Genomic DNA, 25,174 nt, shown 5'->3' on the forward strand with positions numbered 1-25,174 from the left:
GCCCAGCGCCAGGGCCGATCATCGGATCTCGGAGTCGGGCGGCGCGATTACACTTCAGGCTGTGGCGCGGTTTATCGGTTCGGGGTTCAGTCGCGTCAAAACCGATGCCCTGATCGATGAGTGGAAAAACGCGTGCCTCCTGGAATCGGGGTCGCTGATCTTTCCCGATCGCAGCGTTTGGACAATCGAGAACCTGCAGGACTTCCGGGAGCGCTTGATTGAGAACCCGCTGCAGGGTGCTGATCAGAGCTTCGGTCAGAAGTTGGCGCTGCAACTGGAAACCGCTGATGAAGAAATCCGTTGGCTGGTCGTTGAACTCGTCGCCATCTATTTGCTGTTCGTGCGCGAAGCCATCGGCACCCCGGCAAAGCGCGCCATGCTCAAGTCGATAGTTGCGCCGCTGGGTGAGGAGCTGCCGCCAGGGTGGCAGAAGATCTCGGAGGCGATGAGCGAGGGCATCGGCAATCCCGGACCGGGCTACAACCTCACCCGCGACCGCCAGATCGGCTACCTGATCGATTTCTGTCTGCGCTTCAAAGCCATCGGCGAACCGCACGAGCAGCAGCAGCTCCTGACAGACCCGTGGCGGATGCGTGACTTCGCTGACGCTGCGAGCGCGGGGATCGCAGTACGCGAAATGCGACACATCCTGCTGCACCTGTTGTTTCCCGACGAGTTCGAGCGAATATCCAGTCGCACCCATAAGCGCGTGATTGTCGATGCGTTCGCCAACGAATTCTTGACTGGTGACGCTGTCTCCGACGATGTTGATGAGCGGCTGTATGAGATTCGGCAGCGATTGGCGGCCACGGGTGCCCAGCCCAGTGGCGGCGATTCGATGTTCGACTTTTATCGGCCGCCGCTGCAATCGATCTGGGATCCCGGTTCGACTCAGTCTGAAGGTGCCAGCGACATTGACCTTCTGGCGTACAAGAAGCAGCTCGTCGTCTTCGGTGCTCCCGGCACGGGCAAGACACACCGGACACGTCAACTGGCTGAACAGATCATTCGGCGGGCAGCCTTGGAAAAGTGGGGTGCAGCAAGGTTTTTCACCGAACAAGCAGCACTTGACGGCTATATTGCGGCGAATGTGCACTGGCTACAACTGCATCCCGGTTACGGCTATGAGGAGTTCATCCGGGGGCTGCGTCTGACACCGGACGGCAGTACAACCTACGTTCCCGGCTACCTGCCGTTGTTGGTCAAGGCGATCAATGCTGTTCCTGCGAAGGACCGGTTGCCAGTGGTTCTTGTTCTCGATGAGATCAACCGCACCGACCTGAGCCGGATGTTCGGTGAAGCATTCAGCCTGCTGGAGAATCGCGACTCAGTTGCGATCCTTCCCGGTGTCAACAGCGACAACGGAGACGATCAGGTAGCGACGCTGGCGCTGCCGTCCAACCTGTTCGTGATCGGCACGATGAACCTGATCGACCAGTCCGTCGAGGAGCTCGACTTCGCGTTACGGCGTCGATTCTTCTGGCGCCCAGCAGAATTCGATGCATCAGCAATCATTGCGGTCAACGCGAACCGCTGGCGCAAACACTCACCCACAAAGTGGGGCTGGGATCGGGCAGTCGACGACATGACTCTCCTCGCTGAACGAGCGGGGTTGCTTAACCAGGCCATATCGGCCTCGCCGCACCTCGGATCGCAGTACGAGCTCGGCCACACGTACTACTTCGACGCATCATTTTTCGTCGGCAACTGGCTGCGCGGTCGCAAAACCCTCTCAGGAGGAGGGGTTTTATGGGCCACGAATGGAAAGCCGCGGCCCGGTCTGAACGATCTGTGGACCTACTCATTGGAACCGCTGTTGATGCAGTATCTCGGTGGACTCGAGGCGGATGTCGCTGCCAGTGAGCGTGCGCGGTTGAAAGCGGTGCTGTTCAGCGGAACCCTCCCGTGAGTGAACCGGTCATCTTCCAGGACCTCTCACTGCGGACCGCAGCGAATCCCTCCGAAGATGCATGGCTGGCACGTCTAGCCACTCGCCTACGCGAGCAGGATCACGTCCTGCGGCTCGCCGGGCGTGGGACGCGTGTCGATGACGAGGACGAGGCCGCACTCAGCCGCGGCTCTGACGGAAATTGGTGGGCGGGGCGCTATATCGGCGAGTTGCGATTCGAAGACCGAGAGATCCGCATCGAACCGCGCCTGGGCATCGAAGTGATCGGTGCTTGGCTCGCCCTGGCGCTCAATGTCACAGTGGTGCCCCGTTCAGCAACGTCCGGGACGCGGGCGCCGCTTATCGTGGAAGTGATCGACCGAGTGTGGTCAGCGGCAGTGGCCGACGCTGCTCGGCACGGCACACCCCGATTGCGTCGACTCACCCGCCACGACGAACTATTTGTGCGGGGCCGCCTCGATGTCGCTGGCACGTCAAAGCATCGCAGAGCGGGCAGTCCCCTCGTGACGACCGTGCGCCATGACCGCGATCTCGACAACCCGGTCGCACGGGTGATCGTTCTGGCAGATCGAGCGCTGCGGTCGTTGCAGCCGTTCAAACCGACCTGGCGGCCGGCCACGACGGGTAGCGTCTTGGCGCAGCTGCGCGGTGTGGTCGGCGCTCTACCTGACCTACCGACCTCCGCGGCGTTGCGCCGCGTGCGATATACCCCCATCAGCCGACGGTTCGAAGGCGTCGCGCACCTGTCGTACGAAATTGCAAAGCGGCGAGGATATTTGACGTCGGCGAGCGCCGCTGACCTATCCGGCGTCCTGATCGACGTGGCTGAACTCTGGGAGCTGTTCCTGCTACACGCTGCGCGACGTGCCTTTGGCGCTACCCGCGTGGCTCACGGCACGGCAGAACAACAAGGAATGCACTTGTTGCGGTCGCACGCCAAGCCCGAAATTCACATGGGGCGGCTCAAACCCGACATCGTGGTGCATGACTCTGGTGGGCGAGTATGTGCAGTCATCGACGCCAAGTACAAGCGGCTGCGCTCGTGGTCGGGTAACCCGAGCGGCGTCGACCGGGGCGATCTCTACCAGCTCGCTGCTTACCTCGCCGGACACGACGCCGAGCTTGGTGTGCTGGCCTACCCGGCCCACGACCAGGATGACGCCTTGGCCCACTCGGCTGGGCCCTGGGTGACGACCGCTGGGCAAACCGCACGGTTCGAGCGCATCCCTGTAGTCGCAGAACACGCTGCCCAAGCGCTATCAGCTGTCGCCGCCGGCCGCCTGTCGGCGCGCGACGACCAGACACCGGTGGGAGTACCAACACGTGTGGGTTCGTGGTAGACCTCAACGGAAGTGCGAGGGCCGTTCGGCTCGCTGGAAGTCAGGCACCCGCAACGTCCGGACTTGCGCCGATCAGCTGACGCAGTGACCGAGAGCTTTGTCGGCGGCGACGAGTTCCGGACCTGATTTGCCGAGGTTTGTTAGGAGAAAATAGTCGGGCTCCTGGTACCAAGCGCCGTCCTCGAATGACATCATTCGGGTCTTGCTGAAGACGCCCAATATTTCAGTTCGCACGATCGCGCGGCCATCCACGTCGATCCAGAGACCGGTCGCTGTTATCGGGCCGAGCCCTGTGGGCGTGCACTGGTCGGCATAATAGGCATAGTTGTATTGAGATATTCCGTTACGCAACGCTTTTGTGTAAAGGAGCCATTCGCCAGCGAAGTCGCGCGCGACGCGGCGATCCATCTTGCGCTGTTCTGCGGCGGTGGCAGCAGACAGTTTGTCTGCGGTGGTGGCGGGATTCGTCGATGGCGTTTGAGATGGCACATCGACTCGGCGGGGTGGCGGCGTAGAGCTAGGAGGCGATGGCGGCATCGTGACACTAGGGAACAACAATTGCTCATGTGCCGACGATTGTTCGGTGTCGGCTGAGAGGTCCCATTGGAATGTGAAATAGGTGACGCTGCAAAGCAGGACCGTGGCTGCGCATACACCGGCGGTCACTCGCCAGCGGCTGGTCCATCCATGGTGAGATTCTCCGACCAGAGTCAATCGGTCGACACAATTGGTCAAATGAACAGCGACGACTGCCGCTGCCCCTAACTGCAGGATCGCAGCGAAAACCAAGAGCCACAGACCCCACCCGGTGGTCGGGCCAATGCTGGCTCCAAAGATGCTGGCGCGGGGAGCGGTAAGGATCCGTATTACGAACGGTGTTGCGATAGCACCTGATGCGATTGGCGTGTTCCCCGTGAATGAGTCCAGCTTGTTTTAGAGTCCTGTGGCCCGAGGTCGGGCTGGAAGGGACGATGAAACACATGGCTGGTCGTAAGCGGCATTCCGCGGAGGACATCGTGCGCAAGTTGCGCCGCGCGGACGAGCTGGCTGCTGAAGGCAAGACCGGTGACGAGATCGCTGCCGAGTTGGGTGTCTCAGCCGCCACGCTGTACAACTGGCGCCGCGCCTACGGCGGCATGGACACCGACGCCGCCAAAGAGCTACGGGAGTTGCGCGAGCAGAACACGCGCTTGAAGAGGCTGCTGGCCGAGGCCGAACTGGAGAAGGACGCGCTGCGGGAGGTCGCGAAGGGAAAATTCTGAGCCCAGCTGCCAAGCGGCGCGCCGTGGACATGCTCAAGGACACGCTGAGTATGTCGGAACGACTGGCGTGCAAGGCCGTTGGGCTGGCCCGCTCCACCTACCGCCGCTTGCCCGCGGCGCAGACTCCGGATGATCCAGACGCCCAGATGCGAGCCTGGCTGCGCTCCTACGCCACCAAACACCCCTGCCACGGGTTCCGGCGCGCCTGGGCGGCCTTGCGCTACGACGTGGGTCGTGAGGTCAACCAGAAGAAAGTCCATCGGCTGTGGCGCGAGGAGGGCCTGCAGGTCAAGATCCGCTCGCCGCGTAAGCGGTCTGGGGTGTCCTCGGTCCCGCCGGTGGTAGCCGATGCACCGAACGTGGTGTGGGCGATCGATTTCCAGTTCGACTCCACCACCGACGGCAAGGCCATCAAGATCGCCTCGATGCTCGACGAGCACACCCGCGAGTCGCTGCTGAACATCGTGGAGCGCTCCATCACCGCCGAACGTCTCGTGACCGAACTCGAGACGGCGTTCGCGGTGGCCGGCGGACCGCCGAAGGTGCTGCGCATGGACAACGGCCCGGAGCTGGTTTCCCAAGCGCTGCAACGATTCTGCGAGAACAAAACCGGCCTGCTCTACATCCCACCAGGATGCCCGTGGATCAATGGGCATATCGAGTCGTTCAACAACCGGCTACGTAAGGAGTGCCTCAACCGCAACCACTGGAACACCCTGTTCGAGGCCCGCGTGGTGATCGGCGATTTCAAGCACGAACATAATCACCGACACCGCCATTCGGCGCTGGGCTATCGAACCCCCGCCGAGTACGCTGCGGCTTGCCGGCACACCCACACCCCGGTGGCCTGCGAGATCAACTGAATCCGGATCAAACAAACCCGACTCCAAAACGGGGTGGACTCAGTAACGGGGACTCGCCACGATCGCTAGTACAACGACCAACCAAGCCAACGGAACTGAGAAGCGGGGTTCGAGTGGTGTCCTGTCCCAGAGAAAGATGGTGATTAACGCTAGCGCCGATATCATGCTCATGGTGAGTGTCGCTACGCCCCACCATGAAGCATCGAGGCCATTGATAGTGAACACCATGACTTGCATCCACGGCCCGAGGCTGCCGATTATCCCGAGCAGACATGCTGCCATCGCGGTTAGCAACGTCGGGCGGTAGAAAGGTACTGCGCCTGGCGCCCATTCGATCGACGAGGTTGGTGATGACACAGTGATCCCCTCGGCGTAGCCCCCAAGTTCGTGCCACGATAGCTTCTTTCTTAGAAGCGGTAACCAGTACGGCCTGGAGCGAAACCTGGAACTGGACGTGGGGCCCGCCGGCTGCCAACAGCCGGCCCTGGGATTGACCGCCGGTTCCGCCGGTACCGCCTTGGGTGGTGCCCTACCCGCCGGCACCGCCGGACCTGCTAATCGGCAGTCACTCAAATTCAGAGGATTCGCCAAACGCTGATCGGCGGCCCGATATAAGGGCGTCTAATCCCGTATAACAGATTACCTTATACGGTCTGATAGAGTCTTAGAAATGGATCCGGTCACCAATCCTTTCAGACCTGGCGCCGGTCGGCGACCGCCGGCACTGGCCGGTCGCGATCCTCTACTTACAGGATTCGATGTGGCGGTGCGCCGGGCCGAGGAGCTGGGCGAGGGCGAGCGCAGCTGGATCCTGAACGGTCTACGGGGTGTGGGAAAGACCGTACTGCTAAACGAATTGCTCCGCAGGGCCGGGGACAGGGCATGGATCACCGCAAAAGTTGAAGCGGGCATCGGTGAGTCGTTGTCGGTGTCGTTGTCGCGATCGCTGGTGAGGGGGATGCGTACGGCCACGGGCCGCCACCCCGAGCCGCGGCTACGGCGGCTGGCGGGTGTACTCAAGGCGTTCAGCATCAAAGCCGACGCCGCCGGCTCGGTGTCGCTGGGAGTGGAGGTCGATCCGATCCGCGGGATAGCAGACTCGGGTCGTTTCGCCGACGACTTTGCAGCGCTGCTCGAAGTGATGGGGGAGACGGCACGCGACCTGGGCATCGGCGTGCTGATCCTCGTTGATGAGCTGCAAGAGGCGACTGCTGACGAACTATCGGCGGTCAACGCAGCGATGCACCACCTGGGCCAAGGCGAGACACCGTTGCCCGTCATGTTCGTAGGTGCCGGCCTGCCGTCACTGCCCGCGCAGCTGGCTGACGCCACCAGCTACGCCGAGCGGCTCTACGACTACCGGTCTGTGGGCCTGCTCGAGCAAGCGGCCGCCCTGGATGCGTTGAGAATTCCCACCCACACACTCAACGTGCAGTGGAACGCTGACGGCTTGTCGATGGCCGCCGATGTTGCCAAGGGCTACCCATACTTCCTACAAGCCATCGGAAAACACGTGTGGGATAACGCAATTGGCTCCCCGATCACGGCCGACGATGTACGCGTGGGACTTCGTGACGCGAGCCGCGAGGTCGACGACGGCCTCTACCGATCCCGCTGGGAACGCGCCACGCCCGCACAGCGGGAACTGCTGCGCTCACTGGCCGAGCTGGCCGGCAATGGACCAACAACCGTTTCCAGTTTGACGACGCACATGCGCAAATCTCGGGCCAGTGCTCTGTCGGTAGCACGCAACGAACTGATCAAAAAGGGTCTCGTGTACGCGCCCGAGCGAGGCATGCTCGCATTCACCGTCCCCGGTATGCACGAGTTCGTCTTAAGGCAGGAGCAATGAACATGTCTGGACCGGTCGCGATCGGTAAACGGAGTTACCTAGGGCGGGGTACACGGTGTAGTTGTTCCACTCGGTGAACTCGCGCACGATCACCGGCTCGCGGTTGCGGCGGGGTAAAACACCAGCCCGTGGAACAAGGACTGTTACTAATTCTACGAATCGCCGCCGCTGCCAGGCCAGCGATACATTGCGTCCGAGCAAAAATGCCATTCGGCGTGCGTCACCATCGTCATGGCCCGCTGAAATGTCATGCCGGGGGTCGCCGCCTCAACCTCATGGACCACATCTAGTACGCGCGTACCTTGAGCCCGCCGAACACAAACCTGTCTCGCCGTTTCGGTGATGCGCTCAGGAACGCCGGTCACTCCCGCCTCCCTTAGCTCTGCGAGGTAGGCAGACACGTTGTTATCGTCCTGGCTGCCGTAATAGCGGCTGCCATCGGGGGCCACCGTGACACCGGTCGGCGCGCGCCGTTACCAGCGACCCGCCGATCTGCGATCCAGCGGCAATGAGGGCAGCTACCACCATTGCCCTCGCCTTCATCTACTTTTCCTACCGCCAATCGAAGCCGAGCGGTAGCGGCGAAAAAGGTAGGCCCCGTTAGGCAGGGTATTGGCCGCGGCGATCACGCTATCTACGGCACTGTCGCCGGCAGCGGCGGTAACGGCGGCGCGGGAGACCTTAACGGCACCTCCGGTACTTCCGCCACCTCGGGCCAAGCCACCCCATAACCGCTTCGACCCAGTCCGCAACTAGAGCCCAGGGGAAAGGACTCCGGGGAAGCCATCCACCGTCCGCGCGCTTCCGAAACGGGGTGAAAACCCGGGGGCGCTACCAACGTCGATCGAAACCCGTGGCGCCGCGGACGTAGCACCGGGTGATATGGCGCCACCGGAGGCCACGCCGCCGGAGGCGCCGCCGGCGCCGGCGGCCTTGGAGGCGAAAACAGCAAAGGCGGCGAAGGCGGCAAAGGAATATGGGCCGGCGCCCACGGCACGAACTACATCGGCAGAGGCCCCGACGGCAACGACGGCCAACCCGGCTAAGCCCCAAATCCGCGCATCACCGCCTCGCCCGTCATGCGGGAGGCATACGACAGGATCGAATAATCGCGGGTCACCGGTGCCCGCCGTCGGAAGTGACCTTCGATCGGAAATTATCAGCGGGCAGCAGTTGGCCGTGACTGCGGCGATGGGAGCAGTTGCATTTTCTTCGCGTGTGGACGAATCAGTGCCTACCGTGGGACATTCCGCAACTCATCGACCATCCGCTGTGTCCCTGGAATCGGCGTACTCGACGGCCAACAAGATCCATGCGCTCAGTTGGGATCACCCACGGTAGGCGAGTGCCGAAGTCGTTGGGCTTCCACCCAAGGACGCGGCGCCGGTCGGCCCTGACATGATGCGGCATTCGAGCGGCGTCACCGTGCTGATTGCCCCTAGCGCCTAGCAGACCACGCAGCACTGGCAACGAATCAAGTGGACGCGGCCTACTGGAGAGGCTGCGTGTTGTAGTGCCTACGCCAGGCGGTGAACGCGGCGGCCCGCTTGGCGTTGGTGATGGCGAACGCGGAACACCTGGCGGGCGCCCATCTCAGTGCGCGCCTCTCGGCGCTACTCGGTGAAGGCGTTGCCAGTGTTGCTACACATCAACCGTGCAGCCGCGACACTAGCCGGTGTGCCGTCACTGTAAATGGACACGATCGCCGCCTTTTGCTTGATTTGCTCATCCCTGTCGAGGATGCACCGGCGTTTCAAGCCGTCGACGTTCTGGAAATCTTTTTGGCTGTAATCAGCGTCGGCGCCCGAACACATGCCCTTGCCAGGCACTCTGAGGTTGTAAACCTGCACGTAGTAGGGCCCGCCCTGGTAGGTGGTGAACCGGCAGTAATAGGTGTTAGCGGGGTCGGCCGAGGCGATACCGCCGCAACTCGTGAACATCAACGCCGTGAGGACTGACATCAGAAACCGCATAGGCGGCCGGTTACCCCAACAGTGCCCTTTTCAAAATCGGGGCGCTGAGAACGCTGATGCTGATCAACGCCGCAACCAATCCGTTGCTGAGGCACCCCTGATCGGCGGCGGCTTCAACGGAGCAGCAGGGACCGGAGCTAACCGCAGTGCCGGCGGAATCGTCTGGGGCAACACTGGTTCCGGCGCCCCGGGCCAAGCGGGCGGTCGCGGCAGGCACGGAATATTCGGCAATGGAGGCATGGGAGCAGCAGGCGGAACCGGAACCGGGGCGACCCCGCACTTGTCGGCGTTCGTTTGGGGCACTGCGGGGGCGGCGGCACCGGTGGGCTGCTATTCGGCAGCGGAGGGGGTAGGACGGGCGGTCGAGGAGACGTTGGCTGGGTCGGCATCACCAGCAATGGGGTGATGGTGGCACCAGTGGCGCGGGTGGATCCCGCAGCCAAATCGCGAAGATATGGATATTCGGTCGGTGCGCCGACAACGGTGGTCACGGGGGAGCTGGCGGCGATGGCGGATCTGGCTCATTCCACAGATCAGGAGGCAACTGTGGTCACGGTGGCAACGGCGGCGACGGCGCCGCTATAGGCAGCGGCGGCGCTGGCGGAGCGCGGCGCTGGGGCTCTCGTAGCAAAGTCTTTTCAACGCACAGACCTGTTTGGAGTTTCGCACTAGGGACATTGAGGCCCGCAGCTCCCATCCCGTGCGCCGCCTCAAATCAGCAGCGCTCACTCTGTCGGTAGCAAGGCGGATCTACCTACACTTCGTTTGTGAATCCCGATGTTACGCAGGATGACACATCAGCTGCCCGGCTCATGCGCAAGCTCGCCCTCGACGAGGACATCAGAAGTTGCCGGCGCTGCGAGGGCATGAATATCCCACGACTCACTGCATCCGCACCCGGCTACGGCAGTTTGAGCTCACCGGTGGCGCTGGTCGGACAGAGCCTGTGCGAGAAGTGCATGGAAAGCCAGATCCCGTTCACCGGCGGCAGCGGCGATTTGATTGATGAAGGCATTGAGCGCGCCGGCCAGCGCAAGAGCAACATTTTCATCAGCAACGCGGTGCACTGTCATCCGCCGAAAAATCGCGCCTCCCGTGAGTACGAGATCGTCAACTGCGCTCCGCACCTCCACCGGGAGCTCGAGATAGTGCGGCCACTGCTAGTGATCACCCTGGGCCGCGACGCGCAAAGGGTGTTGCTTTTCTTATATCCACGGGCGCGAATAGTGAATCTGCCCTTCGTGATTCCCTGTAGAGGAAGTCGAAATGGCGTACCGCACGTATTTCATGCGAAGCACCCGTCGTGGATCCGGCGGCAGCACAACAAAGAGCTCGAAGACGAATACATGTCTTCACTTGCAGCCGCCATCCGCTGGAGCTTCGACTGCGCAGGCACGACCGAACGTGACTGAAAGTGGCAGCACGGCCAAGGGATTGAAAACGCGCCGGTTGATACTAGTTTCAGCGAGCCTGATCGGTGTGGCGTTGTTGATCGGCTTGTGCAGCCATGACGATGGCACCCATGTGCCCCCTCCGGGGGCTGCTCTGGCGACGCTGCCCGCGCCAACGTCAATCGACCCGCCGCCACACATCCAGCCTGGCGACGCTTCCTCAGCTCTGGCGAAACTAGCCACACTGCCGATCAAGGGGCGCGCACCGAAGACGGGGTATGACCGCAGCTTATTCGGTCCTGCGTGGAGCGACGACGTGACTGTGGCCGGCGGGCACAATGGATGCGACACCCGTAACGACATCCTGCGGCGTGACCTCGAGGAGGTCGAGATCAAAGCAGGGTCAAACGGCTGCACCGTGCTCGCCGGCGTGTTACACGATCCCTACAGCGGCGCCACCACTGCGTTCCAACGCGGCCAGGACACGTCCTCGGAAATCCACGTCGACCACATCGTCGCGTTAGCGGACGCATGGCAGAAAGGGGCGCAACAATGGGACCCGATTCAACGCCGAAACTTCGCTAACGATCCAATCAATCTGCAGGCAACCACCGCGTCCATCAATGAGCAGAAGAGCGATGGAGACGCCGCAACATGGTTGCCGCCCAACAAGTCCTATCGGTGCACCTACGTTTCCCGCATCATCGACGTGAAGGCCACGTATGCGCTCTGGGTCACTCAGGCCGAGCACGACGCAATCGCCGGGATACTCATCACCTGCGGTCGGCCCGCCGCAGCCCCGAAGCCCCCACCGGCCCCGGCGACGCTGCCTTCATCCCCAACCAACCCGGAGCCTGTTCCTACGCCGGTGCCGGTGCCCACAAGCGGGTCGGCTGTGTACTACCCGGACTGCAAGGCGGCGAGAAACGCTGGTGCTGCACCGCTCTATGCCGGCCAACCCGGCTACCGCCCTGGGCTGGACCGCGACGGTGACGGCGTCGCCTGCGAATGAGCCCGCGATGATTTGGCAGGGATCGCGGCGGCGCAAATCTGTTGGATGTGAATTGTGGGTGTCTGTTGGCTGTAGTTTCGGGGGATTCGGCGGTGGTTCCGACATGTGTGCGGCGATCTGTCGCTCCAGACTGGAAGCCGGAAACGGTTGGCGGCCAATAAGGCACTCGAAGAAACCTCGCACTTTCAGCGGAGGGTCAGGTGCACTGTCACGTGACAGTTTTGACCTGCCCTTGCATTTGGGGTTCCAGCTTCGGTGGCTAACCGACAGCCCGTCCGAAAGGCTGACTGCCACGCCCTTATGCAGTTGAGTTCCGTGGCTGTATGGTCGCGCTCGTGCGTGCCGGCAAGCCGCAAAATCCAGACCGTCCATGATTTGGGCATTCACCCGGCCATGTTGTCGACGTGGCTTAAGCGAGATGACATCGACCCCGGCGTACGCGCGGTGTGGGGCCCCCATCGAGATGTGTCGTTCTTCATGATTGTGGGAAACCGCGAGTTGGAACACTGGAGGAGGCGATCATGGCGTCGCGAAAGAAGTCCAACTTCAGAGCCGTGGGTGCGGCTCTTCTCGCAGCCGTAGCTGTCGGTGGTGGCCCATGTCTGGCCAGCCCAGCCTGGGCCGATCCGGATTTCTGTGGTGCCCGTGAAGATCCGTTCGTCTGCACGGCCCGCCTCCAAAATGGTCCTCCAAATGCCGGGGAGTCGACATTTGTAAACCTGGTGCGCGGACATGTTCCAGGCAACGACCAGCGGCTGTTAAATGCGGGCAGGACCATTTGCAATCAGGTCAGCGGTGGCCTCAGTGGTCGTTATGTGGTCAGCGAGACGTCCGACTACCTTGGGACGAGCATGGCGAGCGCTGGTCAGGTGCTAGACGCGGCGCTGGAGTACATCTGTCCCGGAGTGCAGGTCGCTGGGTGAGCGGCTGGCGACCAGTGCGCCATGGAAGAACCCTGAAATTCACTTGCGTGCCGATGTAGTGGCGCTGATTACCGCTACCAGCCTTTATCCCCCCTAGGAGCGGATGTCATCTATCTCCGCTGACAAATCGCCATCGATCTGTCCTTCAGGTGTGACGGGATGAGTACGAATTCCTCTGGTGAGGAGTGGTTTCGGGGTTCAGTAGCAAAAACAAGCTCTTAAACCCGGCGAAGTCGGTGGTGCGTACCCGTCAACACCGTCGTCTTCGAGATGCGTTTCCTCGAAGACCCGCCATCGTCGGATGAATTCTTCAAAGTCGTTGCGGCAGAGGATCATCAGGGCGTTTCGGTGCAGTCAGCAGCTCAGGCCAACGACGACGGGTGGGCGGTGCGCCTGCGGGAGAGGCAAATCGCAGCGGCTTGAGCGACTTCGCCGAAACGCAGACATTGCTCGGAGGGCGACGTTACGATCCGATGGGCCAGGGGGATGGCTGATCACATCCGATCTGTTGGGGGCACACGTGTCTTATGTCTTAGGCGATCAGCTTGATGCGCCGGCGCCCGCGCGGCACCGGGGTCCGGCGACTTCAAGCAATTACGAATACCGTGACCGCAAGGTCAATTTTGCGATCCCGGTCCGTGGCGTCGCCGCGTTTTCATCAACGCCGTGAGGCGTGCGCAAATCGTCAAACCCCAGATCCTCTCGCCGACGCGGGGCTAAGCTGCAGCTGGTCGGATAGATCTGAGACGTGTCGTTGACGATAGCTGCAGAGCGGGTGACCCCGAGATGTCGTATGTGCTTGCAACTCCGGCTTTTATCGACGCAGTAGCCGCTGATTTGGCGAGCATCGGTTCGGCGGTCAGCGCAGCAAACAACGCGGCGGTGGCGACGACAACGCAGGTGGCGGCTGCCGCTGGCGATGAGGTGTCGGCAGCTGTCGCGGCGTTGTTTGGCGCCTATGGCGAGCAGTATCGGCAGCTCAGTGTTCAAGCTGAGAGCTTTCATGAGCAATTTCAGCGGACCATAGCAAGCAGCGCTGAGGCTTACGCGTCCGCCGAAGCGCTCAGTGTCGATCAACTCGTACTCGGCGTCATTAACGCGCCCACTCAAGCGCTTTTGGGACGTCCACTGATCGGCAATGGCACCAACGGTGCGCCAGGCACCGGAGCAAATGGTGGGGCCGGCGGAATTTTGTGGGGCAATGGGGGCAACGGCGGATCGGGGGCACCCGGACAGTCCGGAGGCAGGGGCGGCGACGCGGGTTTGTTCGGTAACGGGGGAGTGGGCGGGGCCGGCGGAGCCGGGGTTACTGGTACGGATGGCCCGACGGGTATCCAGGGCGGTGCGGGTGGCTTAGGAGGCAACGGCGGAGCGGGTGGAGCGGGCGGACTTCTGTCCGGGAACGGCGGTGCGGGAGGCGGAGGAGGGCTTGGCGGAGGTGGTGGCGCGGGCGGCAACGGCGGCGCCGGTACGCCGGGCGCGTCCGGCGTCAACGGCGGGACAGGTGGAGCCGGCGGCGCGGGCGGTGCGGGCGGGTCGGGTGGACGGGGCGGCGAGGGCGGCGCAGGCGGGCAGGCCGCCGGGCTCTTCGGCGGCGCCGCCGGCGCTCACGGCGCCTCGGGAAGCGGCGGTTCCGGCGGTTCCGGCGGTACCGGCGGCACCGGCGGGGTTGGCGCTGCCGACTCCGGTGCCGGAGCGGGCATGGGCGGCCAAGGCGGCGCGGGTGGTGCGGCCGGTCTGGGCGGTAGTGGTGGCCCCGGCGCCAGCGATGGCGCCGGGGGCACTGGCGGCCAGGGCGGCACCGGCGGCGACGGCGGTGCTGGAATGCACGGCGCGTCGGGCGGCGGAGTTGCGGGTGCTGGCGGCCAAGGCACCCAAGGCGGCGCGGGCGGGGCAGGAGGTGCCGGCGGAGCTGGTATCGGCGGCGCCAACGGTGCCGGCGGCACCGGCGGCAACGGCGGCCGGGGCGGTCAAGGCGGCACAGGGCTAATTGACTCAGGCTCGGGTGCGGGCAGCGGTGGCACCGGGGGCAACGGTGGTTCCGCCGGTCTCGGCGGTGGCGCCGGTACCGGAGGATCCGGTGGCACAGCGGGTGCGGCGGGCATCGGCGGGGATGGCGGGACCGGGGGACAGGGCGGGCAGGGCGCGGCGGGGGTGAACGCGACCGGCGCCGGGGCGGCGGGGACGGCCGGGACGGCCGGCGGGAGTGGGGGGCAGGGCGGCCAGGGCGGCAGCGCCGCCGGTGCGGGTGGTCACGCCGGCAACGGCGGTGTCGGCGGGACCGGGGGCAGCGGTGGCCTGGGCGGTAACGGAGCCACCGGCACGGCGGACACCGGCACCGGCGCCGGAACTGGCGGTGCGGGCGGCAATGGGGGCAACGCCGGAGCGGGCGGCAGCGGCGGGGCTGCGGGTACGGCCACCGGCGGAGCCACGACCGGCAAGGCGGGCGTTGCGGGTGCGGCGGGCATCGGCGGGGATGGCGGGACCGGGGGACAGGGCGGGCAGGGCGCGGCGGGGGTGAACGCGACCGGCGCCGGGGCGGCGGGGACGGCCGGGACGGCCGGCGGGAGTGGGGGGCAGGGCGGCCAGGGCGGCAGCGCCGCCGGTGCGGGTGGTCACGCCGGCAACGGCGGTGTCGGCGGGACCGGGGGCAGCGGTGGCCTGGGCGGTAACGGAGCCACCGGCACGGCGGACACCGGCACCGGCGCCGGAACTGGCGGTGCGGGCGGCAATGGGGGCAACGCCGGAGCGGGCGGCAGCGGCGGGGCTGCGGGTACGGCCACCGGCGGAGCCACGACCGGCAAGGCGGGCGTTGCGGGTGCGGCGGGCACCGGCGGGGATGGCGGGACCGGGGGACAGGGCGGGCAGGGCGCGGCGGGGGTGAACGCGACCGGCGCCGGGGCGGCGGGGACGGCCGGGACGGCCGGCGGGAGTGGGGGGCAGGGCGGCCAGGGCGGCAGCGCCGCCGGTGCGGGTGGTCACGCCGGCAACGGCGGTGTCGGCGGGACCGGGGGCAGCGGTGGCCTGGGCGGTAACGGAGCCACCGGCACGGCGGACACCGGCACCGGCGCCGGAACTGGCGGTGCGGGCGGCAATGGGGGCAACGCCGGAGCGGGCGGCAGCGGCGGGGCTGCGGGTACGGCCACCGGCGGAGCCACGACCGGCAAGGCGGGCGTTGCGGGTGCGGCGGGCATCGGCGGGGATGGCGGGACCGGGGGACAGGGCGGGCAGGGCGCGGCGGGGGTGAACGCGACCGGCGCCGGGGCGGCGGGGACGGCCGGGACGGCCGGCGGGAGTGGGGGGCAGGGCGGCCAGGGCGGCAGCGCCGCCGGTGCGGGTGGTCACGCCGGCAACGGCGGTGTCGGCGGGACCGGGGGCAGCGGTGGCCTGGGCGGTAACGGAGCCACCGGCACGGCGGACACCGGCACCGGCGCCGGAACTGGCGGTGCGGGCGGCAATGGGGGCAACGCCGGAGCGGGCGGCAGCGGCGGGGCTGCGGGTACGGCCACCGGCGGAGCCACGACCGGCAAGGCGGGCGTTGCGGGTGCGGCGGGCATCGGCGGGGATGGCGGGACCGGGGGACAGGGCGGGCAGGGCGCGGCGGGGGTGAACGCGACCGGCGCCGGGGCGGCGGGGACGGCCGGGACGGCCGGCGGGAGTGGGGGGCAGGGCGGCCAGGGCGGCAGCGCCGCCGGTGCGGGTGGTCACGCCGGCAACGGCGGTGTCGGCGGGACCGGGGGCAGCGGTGGCCTGGGCGGTAACGGAGCCACCGGCACGGCGGACACCGGCACCGGCGCCGGAACTGGCGGTGCGGGCGGCAATGGGGGCAACGCCGGAGCGGGCGGCAGCGGCGGGGCTGCGGGTACGGCCACCGGCGGAGCCACGACCGGCAAGGCGGGCGTTGCGGGTGCGGCGGGCATCGGCGGGGATGGCGGGACCGGGGGACAGGGCGGGCAGGGCGCGGCGGGGGTGAACGCGACCGGCGCCGGGGCGGCGGGGACGGCCGGGACGGCCGGCGGGAGTGGGGGGCAGGGCGGCCAGGGCGGCAGCGCCGCCGGTGCGGGTGGTCACGCCGGCAACGGCGGTGTCGGCGGGACCGGGGGCAGCGGTGGCCTGGGCGGTAACGGAGCCACCGGCACGGCGGACACCGGCACCGGCGCCGGAACTGGCGGTGCGGGCGGCAATGGGGGCAACGCCGGAGCGGGCGGCAGCGGCGGGGCTGCGGGTACGGCCACCGGCGGAGCCACGACCGGCAAGGCGGGCGTTGCGGGTGCGGCGGGCATCGGCGGGGATGGCGGGACCGGGGGACAGGGCGGGCAGGGCGCGGCGGGGGTGAACGCGACCGGCGCCGGGGCGGCGGGGACGGCCGGGACGGCCGGCGGGAGTGGGGGGCAGGGCGGCCAGGGCGGCAGCGCCGCCGGTGCGGGTGGTCACGCCGGCAACGGCGGTGTCGGCGGGACCGGGGGCAGCGGTGGCCTGGGCGGTAACGGAGCCACCGGCACGGCGGACACCGGCACCGGCGCCGGAACTGGCGGTGCGGGCGGCAATGGGGGCAACGCCGGAGCGGGCGGCAGCGGCGGGGCTGCGGGTACGGCCACCGGCGGAGCCACGACCGGCAAGGCGGGCGTTGCGGGTGCGGCGGGCATCGGCGGGGATGGCGGGACCGGGGGACAGGGCGGGCAGGGCGCGGCGGGGGTGAACGCGACCGGCGCCGGGGCGGCGGGGACGGCCGGGACGGCCGGCGGGAGTGGGGGGCAGGGCGGCCAGGGCGGCAGCGCCGCCGGTGCGGGTGGTCACGCCGGCAACGGCGGTGTCGGCGGGACCGGGGGCAGCGGTGGCCTGGGCGGTAACGGAGCCACCGGCACGGCGGACACCGGCACCGGCGCCGGAACTGGCGGTGCGGGCGGCAATGGGGGCAACGCCGGAGCGGGCGGCAGCGGCGGGGCTGCGGGTACGGCCACCGGCGGAGCCACGACCGGCAAGGCGGGCGTTGCGGGTGCGGCGGGCACCGGCGGGGATGGCGGGACCGGGGGACAGGGCGGCCGGGGTGCGGACGGTATTACCCCGGTCGGTAGCACCGGGGCGGCGGGGACGGCCGGGACGGCCGGCGGGAGTGGGGGGCAGGGCGGCCAGGGCGGCAGCGCCGCCGGTGCGGGTGGTCACGCCGGCAACGGCGGTGTCGGCGGGACCGGGGGCAGCGGTGGCCTGGGCGGTAACGGAGCCACCGGCACGGCGGACACCGGCACCGGCGCCGGAACTGGCGGTGCGGGCGGCAATGGGGGCAACGCCGGAGCGGGCGGCAGCGGCGGGGCTGCGGGTACGGCCACCGGCGGAGCCACGACCGGCAAGGCGGGCGTTGCGGGTGCGGCGGGCATCGGCGGGGATGGCGGGACCGGGGGACAGGGCGGGCAGGGCGCGGCGGGGGTGAACGCGACCGGCGCCGGGGCGGCGGGGACGGCCGGGACGGCCGGCGGGAGTGGGGGGCAGGGCGGCCAGGGCGGCAGCGCCGCCGGTGCGGGTGGTCACGCCGGCAACGGCGGTGTCGGCGGGACCGGGGGCAGCGGTGGCCTGGGCGGTAACGGAGCCACCGGCACGGCGGACACCGGCACCGGCGCCGGAACTGGCGGTGCGGGCGGCAATGGGGGCAACGCCGGAGCGGGCGGCAGCGGCGGGGCTGCGGGTACGGCCACCGGCGGAGCCACGACCGGCAAGGCGGGCGTTGCGGGTGCGGCGGGCACCGGCGGCAACGGCGGGACCGGAGGCGACGGCGGAGCCGGTATGCAAGGCGCCCCAGGCAAGAGCACCGGCCCGGGCACAGGCCCGGCGGGTATAGGCGACAAGGGAAGCGACGGCGGCAACGGCGGTGAAGGCGGGGCTGGCGGCAGCGCTGGCAGCGGGGGCACAAATGGCAACGGCGGCACCGGCGGCACCGGCGGCACCGGCGGCACCGGCGGCATCGGCGGCACCGACGACGGATACAACCCCGCCAACGGCGGCAACGGCGGCACCGGCGGCACCGGCGGCAACGGCGGGACCGCCGGCGGCGGCTTGGGCACAGCCGGCCAAGCGGGCGGTGCCGGCACCGGCGGCGCGGGCGGCATTGGCGGCCAAGGAGGTAGCACCTCGTTTGCTGGTCACATCGGCGGAACTGGCGGTCAAGGCGGTCAAGGCGGTCAAGGCGGTCAAGGCGGTCAAGGCGGAACCAATCTGGCCAACGGCGCCGGCGGAGACGGGGGCCTCGGCGGTAAAGGTGGCCTCGGTGGCGCCGGGGGCGTCGCTACCACGAAAGCAATTAACGGCACCGGCGGCCAAGGCGGTACTGGCGGCCAAGGCGGTGCCGGCGGTGCCGGCGGTGACGCGACCGGCGCGGACCGTAGCGGAGGTACCGGCGGCAAGGGCGGTGGCGGCGGGGCGGCGGGTTCCGGCGGCGCGGTGGGCACCGGCGGTGTAGGCGGTAACCCGGGTGCCGGCGGAAATGGCGGTGCCGCCGGCGCCGGTGGATCTGGCGGCAACGGTATCGGCAAAGGCAATGGAGGAGCAGGCGGCAGAGGCGGAATCGGCGGAAGCGGCGCCGACGCTCTCACCGGTGACAACGCGCTTGCGGGCACAGGAGGCGATGGCGGAGACGGCGGGCAAGGCGGCGCCGGCGGTACGACGGGTAACGGCGGCGCAGGCGGTGCCGGCGGCTCCGGCGGCCGAGGCGGCAACGCTGACGGGGACCTTCAAGCCAAAGGCGGTGGCGGTGGCGGTGGTGGAGCTGGCGGGGACGGCGGCGCTGCAGGGGCTGGTGGAGGCATCGGCGGTACCGGGGGTAACGGCGGCGCGGGTGGACTAGGTGGATCTGCCTCATCCACATCCACGCTCGGCACCCAAGGCTCGGTCGGAACCGGCGGGACCGGCAGCGCCAACTCTGGCGCAGTTGGCGGCACCGGCGGCGCAGGAGGAGGCGGAGGAGGGGGCGGCTACGCCAACGGGCAGTCCGGCGCAGCGGCTGGTGGTGGTGGTGGTGGCGGCGGCGGTGCCGGTTCTACCACAGCCCTTGGCGGCCGCGGCGGCCAAGGAGGCTCCGCCAATAGCTCCTCTTACGGCACATACACAGGTGGTCTCGATGACGGCCCGCTACCGCAATTAGGTAGAGGCCTCGGTGGTGGCGGCGGCGGCAGCTCCACCAGCTTCTATCAGGGCAATGGCTGGACTGGGCTCAATTCCACCGGCGGCAACGGCGGGGATCTAAATCCTTCAAACAACGGTGGCAACGGCGGTAACGTCGGTATTGGCGGCAGCGGCGGCAATAGCATGGGCTTTGCTGGCCGCGCCGGTCGCTCTAGTTAAAACTCCGCACACCGATAACCACAGTCGTCCCGGCCCAGGGATTGGCATGGTGGTTGGTGATCCGGTGATCCGGTGATCCGGTGATCCGGTGATCCGGTGATCCGGTGGCTGGTGCTGACCATCGCCCGGCACCTCTAAGAGGCGTCATTCGTCCGTTCTTGGCCCCCGGACTGTCAAGGCGGTGAGAAACAGCGGTGCCCGTTCCGCTATATGCCGGGCAACCCGGCTACCGCCCAGGGCTCGACCGCAACGCTGACGGCGGCGCCTGCGAATGATCTGCGGGGCCCCTCGGCATCTGCGCGTCAGCTGACTGTTTCCGCGAAAAATGTGGGCGGTGGTCTATCGCCACGAGGCTTAGGATGAAGTGGTCCGCGCACCGTTCGCCTGGCTATCCGAACCAATGCACTGGTCCAGCTCAACGCCGTGTTGCCGGCGCTCGGTGTCAAGGACGAGCCGACTGGCTTCGAATTCGACGTCATCGGCCCGTCGGTCATTCGGTCGCACGCCATGGCCGTGGATCGACGCCCCAAGACCTGGGGTCTGGCTTAGAGGAGTGGTGCCGCCGCTTGGCTGGCTTCAACGAAGTAGTGCTGTCGCGTTTGCCGGTCCCAGGTTTGTCGGAATAGCGGCAACGCGTCCGACCTGTCGGTCGGTATGCGGGGAGCTTGTGAGGCGCTCATGGTTGTTATCGGGGTCGACACGCACAAGAAGACTCATACATTGGTGGGTGTCGATCCCGGTGGCCGAAAACTTGGCGAACTGACGGTGCCCGCGACGACGGCCGGACACCGCAAGGCGTTCGGCTGGGCCCGAGAGAGTTTCGAGATCGAGCTGACCTGGGGTATCGAGGATTGCCGAAATCTGTCGCGGCGGCTTGAACAGGATCTGCTGGACGCCGGCCAACGGGTAGTTCGAGTTCCGCCGCACCTGATGGCTCGCACTCGCGCCTCAGCGCGGACCCGCGGAAAGTCAGATCCCATCGATGCGCTGGCCGTGGCACGCGCGGTACTGCGAGAACCTGATCTACCGATGGCAACCCATGATGAGGTTTCCCGCGAGCTAAAACTACTGGTGGACCGTCGCGAGGACCTGGTCTCACAGCGGTCCGCTACGACCAACCGATTCTTATGGCGGGTACATGAACTCGACCCTTCTCACGCGCCCAAATCCCGCTCGTTGGATCGGACGAAAACAGTGAAGGCGCTTCACGGATGGCTGACTACACAGCCTGGGCTGGTCGCCGAACTGGCCCGCCAAGAGCTAAGTGACATCACACGCCTCACGCTCGAGATTGAAGCTCTCGAAAGTCGCATCGGCATTCGGGTGCGAACGCACGCACCCTCACTACTAGGGATCTACGGCTGCGCAGAACTGACCGCGGCAAAGATCGTCGGCGAGACCGCCGATGTCTCCCGGTTCCGAAGCGAGGCCGCATTCGCCTCCTACGCCGGATTGGCGCCGACTCCGCGGTGGTCAGGGCAGGCGCGGATCTACATGGTGGGCTCCCGGTCGGGAAATCGGCAGCTGAACACCGCTTTGTATCGGATAGCCCTGGTGCAAATCAGTCATCCCAGCGCCGGCCGCTCGTACTACGAGAAGCGTTGCGATGCACATCAGGACTCACCTACTGAGGCCATCCGCCGCCTGAAACGGCGGATAGCCCGAACGGTGTTCGCCCGTTTGCGCGCTGATCGTGAGAACCGACCGACGACGCGTCGTCCCCTGACATCTTTTCCTGAGCTCGAGCAGGTCAACGCGCAGTGGGCCGATGCCCTGGCAGGCTTTGGAGTGCACGCGCCTTGATAGCGCGCACGGATCCAGAGCATCAGCCGTCACGGCGCCGTAACCGATGTTTGGCCGCGTCTTCGGACAGCCCTACTTGATCTATGCCGTCTGGCTGCTGTTGCTTGTACTGGTCGTCGAACGCCGGCACCGAATCGGTGGTCGCAGGTTGTACATCCTCGACCGCAGGAAGGACCTGTGTGCAGTCCAGATCAACCGGTCGTGTCGCTCCTTGGGTAGCGGATTGAGCTTGGGCGGGCGGGCGATCAGCGGGGCTGTTGGCTCCCGAGGGTGCAGAGCCCGCGCTGGGCAGGTGCTCGCCCATCTGCCGGAGCTGACGCAGAGTCGATTCAACACGGCGTACCGCGAGGTCTCGGGCCTCATCGATCACTCGGGCCTCGGCGTCGCGGCGGGCCGCATAGTCCATATCGACGCGGCGAACGGCTCGAAGATCGTCGTTTGCCGAGCTTGCGATTCGCTGCAGATCAACCTTGAGGTACCTCGCGAGCGTCGCAGTCTCAGGTTTGCCATTCGACAATTCCTCAGGCCACAAACCGCCGATCACCCAGGGAGTGCAATCGATCGGAGCGCTGAAAGTAGGCACCGACAGCGATTCCTGGGTCGCTCGACGAAGCCGCTGACGTGCCGAAATCCGACGGAACATCCCCACCGGGTAAGAGTAGCGGTATCGGCCCCCGCGCCTCGGCGGTGCACATTTCCAGCCGAGGTTTCCTGTTTTGAGGAGCGCTCGTTCTGGCGCATCTTTAGGGTCAGCCCGATTGACCACTTAGAGAGTGATCATTGTCCGCCGGGCGACTGAATACCGGTAACCCTGCTTTCGATTCCCGCAAATTCCTCCGCTGGCGCGAGGGGTTACGCGAGTCACGACGTCCAGGGGATGCGTATGCCGAGGAGGGAGAACAACTCATTTACCTGTGCGGGGAACCCTGTCGTTTCGTGGCTGTACTGGATGCGCGACAAAATCATTTGGTCGTTGAGAACTCGGAGCTCCCGCCGCCGTCGCTGTTCGGTACCTGGTTCAAGGATGCCAAGGGCGGATTCCAAACCGGTCTCGACGATTACGACTTTGGCTTTGATTGCGCGGTCGGCGAGGTCTCGCTGAATTCGCGCTTTTACCCCGGTCTGATCGCCGTCCGCGACGACGACGAATTTTGGGACCGTGTCGGATTGCGCCCACAGCGCTTCGGCGATCGGCCCGAAGTTTGACGGCCCTCCCACGGGACTTGCGGATGGGAAGCCTAGATTAAGCATCGGTCCATGCAGGCGGTTGCTAGGGGTGCCTACATCGTCGGACCAACGGATTCACATCAATCCGTGGTGTAAAACACTTGAACTCGCGGCGATGCGAAACAGGCTGCAGCACAACGCCTGTCAATGTGAAGGTTCAAGACATGTTGGACGGCAAGGGTTCTGGACATCCTTGACGGGTTCAGCAGATGGTTGACGGTCTGGTTTGATGCTCGTTCTGTGAGTGATGAGACGGCCAGCGGTTCCGCTGATTGGGTGACCGAGCACAGGTATCGCGCGGTCCTTCAGGTACGAGATGGGGTTTCAAAGAGCCAGGTGGCACGGGAATGTGGTGCGTCGCGGCAGTCCGTGCATTCATGGGTCGTCCGCTATGAGACCCTAGGCTTGCCGGGCTTGGCCGATCGATCGCGTCGGCCGTTGACGTCGCCGAATGAGCTGCCGGCGACGGTGGTGGCGATGGTCTGCGAATTGCGCCGAACCTATCCCCGTTGGGGCGCTCAACGCATCGTTCACGAGTTGGCAGTGCGCGGTGTGGAGGCGCCTCCGTCGCGGTCGAGCGTGTACCGAATCCTGGTGCGGCACGGGCTGGTGGCTGCGCAGGCGCAAAACCACAAACGCAAGTACCGACGCTGGCAGCGCGACGCCCCGATGCAGCTGTGGCAGATCGACATCATGGGCGGGGTGTTTCTGGCCGATGGCCGTGAGTGCAAGTTGGTCACTGGTATCGATGACCATGCCCGGTTCGTGGTGATGGCTACCGTCGTCGCTGAGCCCTCGGCACGCGCAGTCTGCGCAGCCTTCACCGCAGCAATGTCCGCTTACGGTGTGCCGTCAGAAGTGCTGACCGACAACGGGAAACAATTCACAGGACGGTTCACCAAGCCGTATCCAGCCGAGGTTTTGTTCGAGCGGATCTGTCGCGAGAACGGCATCACAACGCGCTTGACCAAACCCCGATCGCCGACGACGACTGGCAAGATCGAACGCTTTCATAAGACGCTGCGCCGCGAGCTCCTGGATGCCGCTGGCCCCTTTGTGAGCGTTGAAGCGGCCCAGGGGGCGATCGATGCCTGGGTGCACGGCTACAACTACAGTCGCCCGCACCAGTCTTTGGGGATGGCAACACCGGCGACGGTATTTCGACCGGCGCCCATCGAGGTGGTTCCGCCGATGCCGGTGGTGACCGGCCCACTGGTTCCCGACATCGTCGAGGTCATCGTTCCGCGGCGACCCAAGAAGCAACTCGCGCTCGCAGAGCAGTCCTTCAACAGCACCATCCACGCCGTCGAGTGGGAGACCGTCCTGACGCCGCGAGCGCGCCTTCTGCTCCCAGGTGATCAGCAGTTCAAGTTCACCACCGCGCTAGCCCGACGCGAGGTCACGGTATGGGCCAGCGACCGCAGCATCCACGTCGTGCTCGACGGTGCGGTGATACGCACGCGACCGTCACGGCTGTCCGAACACGATCTGCGCGATCTGCTGCGGCGCGGTGCACGGATAGCGGGACCAGAGCCAGCGCGCGGCGCGGTCACCGTTGACATGCTGACTAAAAGCGCGGTGATCGAAGTCGCGCGCACCGTCTCCCGCGACGGGTGCATCGGCCTGGGTGGTCACAAGGTGCTGCTGGAGTCGACATTGGTAGGCCAGCGCGTCACCGCACGCTTCGAGGGCACTCTGATGCACATCGTGGTCAACGGCAGACTGGTCAAGACGCTGCCCGCGCCGCTGCCGGCGGATCATCGCGCGGCCCTGCGCGGAGCACGGCCCACCTCGGACCCCTTGCCACCGCCGGCGCCCCCGCACCGGGCTATGCGACGTGTCGCGGCTAACGGCACGGTCACTGTCGCCGGCCAACGGCTACGCGTTGGACGCAGCTACCAAGGGCAAACGGTCGCAATAACCATTGAAGACACAGTCTTTCGCGTCTTCATCGACGGAAATGAGATCTGCACCCACGCGAGAAGAACTGACAGCGACATCACCATCTTCAAGGCTTACCCTCGCCGCCGTAGCATCTAGCCGCAGCCGACATACACGCAGACCGAATCCGTCAACAATGTCCTGAAGCAGGACCGTCAAGCATGTCCTGAAACCGCACACGGACAACGCCAACTGGTAACGGTGCGTGCCCAGCAGGTGCGAGTTGCCGCGGTGAGGGAGCGCCCTCCGTGTGGCGTTAGAGTCGAAGTGTTTGCGGAGCTGCTGCGAGGTGAGCGAGAAGAGCAAGTAGCTCACTAGACACAACACGCACGACAAGACGGCCTGA

General features: G+C 66.4%; 17 protein-coding genes. 13 read left to right on the forward strand and 4 right to left on the reverse strand.

Annotated features, from left to right (window positions below):
* Window positions 1–61 precede the first annotated feature (61 nt).
* Both JX552_RS30960 and JX552_RS30965 read left to right on the forward strand, forming a co-directional pair.
* Complete coding sequence (locus tag JX552_RS30960) at window positions 62–1,909, forward strand: AAA family ATPase (protein WP_205878899.1); 1,848 nt, start codon at window positions 62–64, stop codon at window positions 1,907–1,909.
* On the forward strand, window positions 1,906–3,249 hold the full coding sequence (locus JX552_RS30965; RefSeq protein ID WP_205878900.1) for a 5-methylcytosine restriction system specificity protein McrC: 1,344 nt from the start codon (window positions 1,906–1,908) through the stop codon (window positions 3,247–3,249). Before JX552_RS30960 ends, JX552_RS30965 begins: the two co-directional genes overlap by 4 nt.
* A gap of 72 nt (window positions 3,250–3,321) precedes the next feature.
* On the opposite strand, the gene JX552_RS30970 is transcribed toward JX552_RS30965, so the two are convergent.
* Window positions 3,322–3,738 (reverse strand): hypothetical protein, encoded by a 417-nt coding sequence (locus tag JX552_RS30970; protein WP_205878901.1) that lies wholly within the window; start codon window positions 3,736–3,738, stop codon window positions 3,322–3,324.
* A gap of 491 nt (window positions 3,739–4,229) precedes the next feature.
* Between JX552_RS30970 and JX552_RS30975 the strand changes: the two genes are divergently transcribed.
* Window positions 4,230–5,374 (forward strand): IS3 family transposase gene (locus tag JX552_RS30975; RefSeq protein ID WP_205878812.1). Its coding sequence is split into 2 segments (ribosomal slippage): window positions 4,230–4,497 and window positions 4,497–5,374, totalling 1,146 coding nucleotides; the frame shifts between segments, so codons are not numbered across the junction.
* A gap of 760 nt (window positions 5,375–6,134) precedes the next feature.
* On the forward strand, window positions 6,135–7,226 hold the full coding sequence (locus tag JX552_RS30980) for an ATP-binding protein (RefSeq protein WP_241011303.1): 1,092 nt from the start codon (window positions 6,135–6,137) through the stop codon (window positions 7,224–7,226).
* Window positions 7,227–7,378: 152 nt separating this feature from the next.
* Here the strand turns inward: JX552_RS30980 and JX552_RS30985 are convergent, their stop codons facing one another.
* Window positions 7,379–7,675, reverse strand: a complete 297-nt coding sequence (locus JX552_RS30985) for a DUF732 domain-containing protein (protein WP_205878903.1) — start codon at window positions 7,673–7,675, stop codon at window positions 7,379–7,381.
* A 1,164-nt stretch (window positions 7,676–8,839) separates the two neighbouring features.
* Window positions 8,840–9,187, reverse strand: a complete 348-nt coding sequence (locus JX552_RS30990) for a hypothetical protein (protein ID WP_156452378.1) — start codon at window positions 9,185–9,187, stop codon at window positions 8,840–8,842.
* Between JX552_RS30990 and JX552_RS30995 the strand changes: the two genes are divergently transcribed.
* The 7 genes from JX552_RS30995 to JX552_RS31025 all read left to right on the forward strand — a co-directional run bounded on the left by JX552_RS30995 (window position 9,174) and on the right by JX552_RS31025 (window position 21,660).
* On the forward strand, window positions 9,174–9,605 hold the full coding sequence (locus JX552_RS30995; protein WP_205878904.1) for a hypothetical protein: 432 nt from the start codon (window positions 9,174–9,176) through the stop codon (window positions 9,603–9,605). The two genes, JX552_RS30990 and JX552_RS30995, sit on opposite strands and share 14 nt — an antisense overlap.
* Window positions 9,606–9,966: 361 nt before the next feature.
* Window positions 9,967–10,611, forward strand: coding sequence for a uracil-DNA glycosylase family protein (locus JX552_RS31000; protein ID WP_241011304.1), 645 nt, complete (start codon window positions 9,967–9,969; stop codon window positions 10,609–10,611).
* Window positions 10,604–11,602: a GmrSD restriction endonuclease domain-containing protein gene (locus JX552_RS31005; RefSeq protein ID WP_205878936.1), complete on the forward strand. Its 999-nt coding sequence runs from the start codon at window positions 10,604–10,606 to the stop codon at window positions 11,600–11,602. The genes JX552_RS31000 and JX552_RS31005 overlap by 8 nt, the downstream gene beginning before the upstream one ends.
* Before the next feature lie 521 nt (window positions 11,603–12,123).
* Window positions 12,124–12,525, forward strand: a complete 402-nt coding sequence (locus tag JX552_RS34375; protein ID WP_205878905.1) for a DUF732 domain-containing protein — start codon at window positions 12,124–12,126, stop codon at window positions 12,523–12,525.
* Window positions 12,526–13,311: 786 nt separating this feature from the next.
* Window positions 13,312–19,857, forward strand: a complete 6,546-nt coding sequence (locus tag JX552_RS31015) for a PE family protein (RefSeq protein ID WP_205878906.1) — start codon at window positions 13,312–13,314, stop codon at window positions 19,855–19,857.
* A 194-nt stretch (window positions 19,858–20,051) separates the two neighbouring features.
* Complete coding sequence (locus tag JX552_RS34380) at window positions 20,052–20,132, forward strand: excalibur calcium-binding domain-containing protein (RefSeq protein ID WP_205878926.1); 81 nt, start codon at window positions 20,052–20,054, stop codon at window positions 20,130–20,132.
* A gap of 403 nt (window positions 20,133–20,535) precedes the next feature.
* On the forward strand, window positions 20,536–21,660 hold the full coding sequence (locus JX552_RS31025; RefSeq protein WP_431196034.1) for an IS110 family RNA-guided transposase: 1,125 nt from the start codon (window positions 20,536–20,538) through the stop codon (window positions 21,658–21,660).
* A gap of 22 nt (window positions 21,661–21,682) precedes the next feature.
* Here the strand turns inward: JX552_RS31025 and JX552_RS31030 are convergent, their stop codons facing one another.
* Complete coding sequence (locus tag JX552_RS31030) at window positions 21,683–22,204, reverse strand: hypothetical protein (protein WP_205878907.1); 522 nt, start codon at window positions 22,202–22,204, stop codon at window positions 21,683–21,685.
* 392 nt (window positions 22,205–22,596) lie between these two features.
* Here JX552_RS31030 and JX552_RS31035 point away from each other — a divergent pair, with 392 nt between their 5' ends.
* Complete coding sequence (locus JX552_RS31035; protein WP_205878908.1) at window positions 22,597–22,866, forward strand: hypothetical protein; 270 nt, start codon at window positions 22,597–22,599, stop codon at window positions 22,864–22,866.
* Window positions 22,867–23,127: 261 nt separating this feature from the next.
* Complete coding sequence (locus JX552_RS31040) at window positions 23,128–24,927, forward strand: IS481 family transposase (protein WP_205878909.1); 1,800 nt, start codon at window positions 23,128–23,130, stop codon at window positions 24,925–24,927.
* The last annotated feature ends 247 nt before the right edge of the window (window positions 24,928–25,174 follow it).

The sequence above is a fragment of the Mycobacterium gordonae genome, assembly GCF_017086405.1.
In the GTDB taxonomy this organism is placed as follows: domain Bacteria; phylum Actinomycetota; class Actinomycetes; order Mycobacteriales; family Mycobacteriaceae; genus Mycobacterium; species Mycobacterium gordonae_D.